Below are 3,863 nucleotides of genomic sequence, written 5' to 3'. Positions count from 1 at the left end.
TTTTTATATCCTTTATCCCGTAACAATATATGCTTTTCAAAGTACGCCAATAGTTTTCCAGTTACTTCTAAGTAGTTGCTTAATTAAATATCTTTTCAGAATTTCCATCTACTTTTCGAGTGTCTTCATAAAAATGAACCAGAAACTATGAAAACATTATCTTATAATTTTTAACATCAATAGATTTCTTTTCATCAGATGGAATTTTAATTCCATCTGATGACTATTAACAAACCTTTTAGCGTTTTTAGCTCTTAGAAATCTTTATATAATTATTTGTTTCTGATTCATTTAGAGAGATATTTAAATTGTTTTCTTACTATTTTTCTAATTCTTTAAGTGCAGCTAATACCTTTTCTGGACGTGCAGGTAATTTTGTTATCTGTACTCCACAAGCATCATAAATTGCATTAACTATAGAAGCATGAGGTGCTGAAAGTGGCATTTCACCTGCACCTGAAGCACCATAAGGGCCATTTGGTCTTGGTGTTTCTTGATATATTATTTGTATATCATCAGGTACATCTTTAATTTGTGGTATTCCACAACCTGTAAGTGTAGTATGTTTCTTCAAATCTTCAAAATCTTCACTTAAAGCAAGTCCTATACCTTGGGCTAATCCACCATACATTTGACCATCAACTACTAGTTTATTTACTATAGTTCCTACATCAGCTATCATAGTAAGTTTTTCTACTTTAACTTTTCCCGTAGTAGTATCTACTTCTACCTCTGACATAAGGACACCATACATATAAGTTGGGAATGGATTTCCTTGACCAGTTGCTGGATCAGGAGCTGTACAAGGTGCTGTCCATTTTCCAGCATATTTTAAAGGTTTTTTTGCAGCTACCATTTCATCATAAGTCATATAAGTACCGTCGTCCTTTTTCATAGCTGCCAGTAAGTTTTCGCAAGCAACTCTAGTAGCATTTCCTGTTAAAACGTTAGAACGGCTTCCACCTGAAGGACCACTGTCTGGAGTAAATTCCATATCATTCATAACTAACTTAATATCTTCTGGCTCTAATCCTAAAGGCCTTAAAGTTTCATGAGCTATAGTTAAAGTTCCCATGTCAGCTCCTTGACCATGATCCTGCCAGGAGTTTCCTACAGTAACCCCTTCTGCAGTTAATTCTGCCCATGCATTTGAACTATCTGGACCATCAAGACCGCAGCTATAAATTAATAAGGAAGTTCCTACTCCATATTTCTTATCTCCAGAGTTAACATTCTTATTTTTAACTCTTTCCTTAGCTTCTTTATATAATGGACGTAACTTTTCAATCATAGTTGGCAGACATATTACATCTGGATCACAACCTGTAGGGGTTTTATCTCCTTCTCTATAGACATTTTCATATCTCAATTCAAGAGGATCTACACCCATTTTCTTAGCCATTTTATCTACTAAAACTTCTGAAGCAAATAAACTTTGTGGTGAACCATATCCTCTAAATGCTGAACCCCAAGCATGGTTTGTAGCAACTGTTCTTCCTTCTCCTCTTATATTTGGAATATTATATCCTGCACCCATAAATTGTGAGCCCCTTGTAGTTACAAGGTCGCCAAATTCACAATATGGACCATGATCACAAGACCAATCAGTTTCTAATGCAGTAAATTTTCTATTCTTGTCAGCACCTAATTTAAGATGCATAAAGAAAGGTGATCTTTTTCCAGTGTAAGTTATTTGCTGGTACATATTAAACTCAAGGTATACTGGTCTTTTAGTTACCAATGCAGCTACACCGAGAAGTCCTTCCATTGTTGGACTAAATTTATATCCGAAAGTACCACCTGTAGGATTTTGAACTATATAAAGATCCTCTAAAGGTACTCCTATACCATCAGCTACCATAGCTGCATGGCAATGAAGTGCTACACTCTTTGAGTGTACAATTAACTTTCCATCTTCATTAATATATGCACATCCAACATCTGGTTCAAGCGGAAGATGCGGCTGCCTTTGTACATATGAATCATCTTCAACAACATAAGGAAGAGAATCCATTAAAGGTTTTGTATCTTCACCTTTTACAGTGCCACATTCAAAATAAATATTTGGTGTTCCAGGATGAATTTCTATAGCATCCTCAGCCATAGCTGCCGGTGCACTCATATATGCTGGAAGCTCTTCTATTTCAACTTTTACTTTTTTTGCTGCTGCTTCTGCTTGACATGGTGTATCTGCAAGTACCATAGCTATTGCATCACCAAATTGGAAGATCTTTTTATCATTTAATATAGGTCTCTCAAGTCCATCACCCTTATTTGTTGGGAATGCCAATCCATTTATTCTATTTGTACCCGGTACATCTTTATAGGTTAGTACTCTATAAACTCCCTCCATTTTTTCTGCTTCTGAAGTATCTATAGATAATATGTTCGCATGAGATACTGTAGCCTGTACTAGCTTAATGTGTAATGTATTTTCTGGCATCTTTAATCCTAAATCTGCTCCAAAGTCCCAAGTTCCTGTTACTTTTGCAAGAGCAGAAGGACGTATAGCTTCTGAACCTAAAAGGCTTTTTCCCTTTGGAAGCTTATACCATAATTCTTCTTTTGTTACTTCACCACGCATAAGTCTTGCTGCTTCCATTACTGCATCAACTAATGGCTTATATCCTGTACATCTGCAAACATTCCTATGTTTTTGGAACCAGGCTCTAACATCTTCTCTTGTTGGATTACTATTGTGTTCAAGTAATACTTTAGCTGAAATTATGAATCCAGGTGTGCAATAACCACACTGTGCTGCACCGTGAACCATCCATGCTAACTGAAGTGGATGAAGATGTTTTTGATCGCCAACTCCTTCTATAGTTATAATTTCTGCTTCATCTGGAACCCTTTTCATTTTAGTTATACAAGATCTTACTACTTTACCATTCAAAATTACAGAACAAGCACCACATTCTCCTTTTCTACATCCAACTTTTGTTCCAGTAAGAAATGCTTGTTTTCTTAAAACATCTGCCAAACATGCCTCTGGATCTGCTATAATAGTTTTTTTAACTCCATTAATAATTAAATACTTTTTTAGCATACTATACCTCCTCAATTTTTATCTGCAATTTGCAATTCAAATGACATTCATATTACAAATTGTAGATGTGTTTTAATGTTGGTCGAAATATTTAATGTTACTATTCATATAAGCAATAAGTATGCCAATGTTGAAAGTATCCAAATTAGGTAGTGTTTTTATGACCTTTATTATGTTGTGTTCATTTTTAGATCAAAGTAATCAAAAAATGGTGTTCATTTTTTGATTACTGTTCGCTTTTTGGTCATTCTTCTTTCTTTCCCCATATAGTCATCGGATAAAAACATAATTATAGGGTTACCAACAATATATTTGTAGGTAACCCTCTCTCTTTCTTTTTTTAACGAAAAATATTACATTGCTATATTATACTTCTTTATCTTACTGTATAAAGTATTTCTCCTTATACCAAGTGCTTCTGCTGAATGGGTTATATTCCACTTAAATTTCTTCAATACTTTAGTTACATGTTCTTTTTCCATATAATCCAGCTTTAAACAGTCATCACTAATATTCACAAGTACCTCATTATTACAATCTTCTTCTGTAAAGTAACCCGCTGGTATGGATTCAGTGTTTATAATTAGCTCAACCAGATTTTCTAATTCTCTTATATTTCCAGGCCAATTATAATTAATCATTTTCTTCAAGTATTCTTCTGATATAACTGGCTCTTTTTTATTTAACTTTTGTGCTATATTCTTGACAAAATATTGAATAAGAAGAGGTATATCCTTTTTTCTTTCTCTAAGTGGAGGTAAGAATAAAGGCAGCACATTTAGCCTATAATATAGATCCTTTCTAAATCTTCCAG

2 protein-coding genes are annotated in these 3,863 nt (G+C 34.1%); both read right to left on the bottom strand.

All coding sequences use genetic code 11. The annotated features are described in order from the left end of the window. Positions 1-319: 319 nt before the first annotated feature. Entirely contained in the window at positions 320-3,049 is a 2,730-nt protein-coding gene (locus CLCOS_RS18495; protein ID WP_013239061.1) for a molybdopterin-dependent aldehyde oxidoreductase, read from the bottom strand. A gap of 353 nt (positions 3,050-3,402) precedes the next feature. Further along, the coding region (locus CLCOS_RS18490; RefSeq protein WP_192847956.1) for a sigma-54-dependent Fis family transcriptional regulator at positions 3,403-3,863 on the bottom strand (461 nt) is incomplete at its 5' end.

The organism is Clostridium coskatii (assembly GCF_001675205.1).
Taxonomy (GTDB): domain Bacteria; phylum Bacillota; class Clostridia; order Clostridiales; family Clostridiaceae; genus Clostridium_B; species Clostridium_B ljungdahlii.
This window is presented reverse-complemented; position numbering and strand designations above follow the sequence as displayed.

Bases quoted from the DNA above. Each gene is read 5' to 3' on its own strand.
- CLCOS_RS18495 (WP_013239061.1), bottom strand. From the start codon at position 3,049: ATGCTAAAAAAGTATTTAATTATTAATGGAGTTAAAAAAACTATTATA.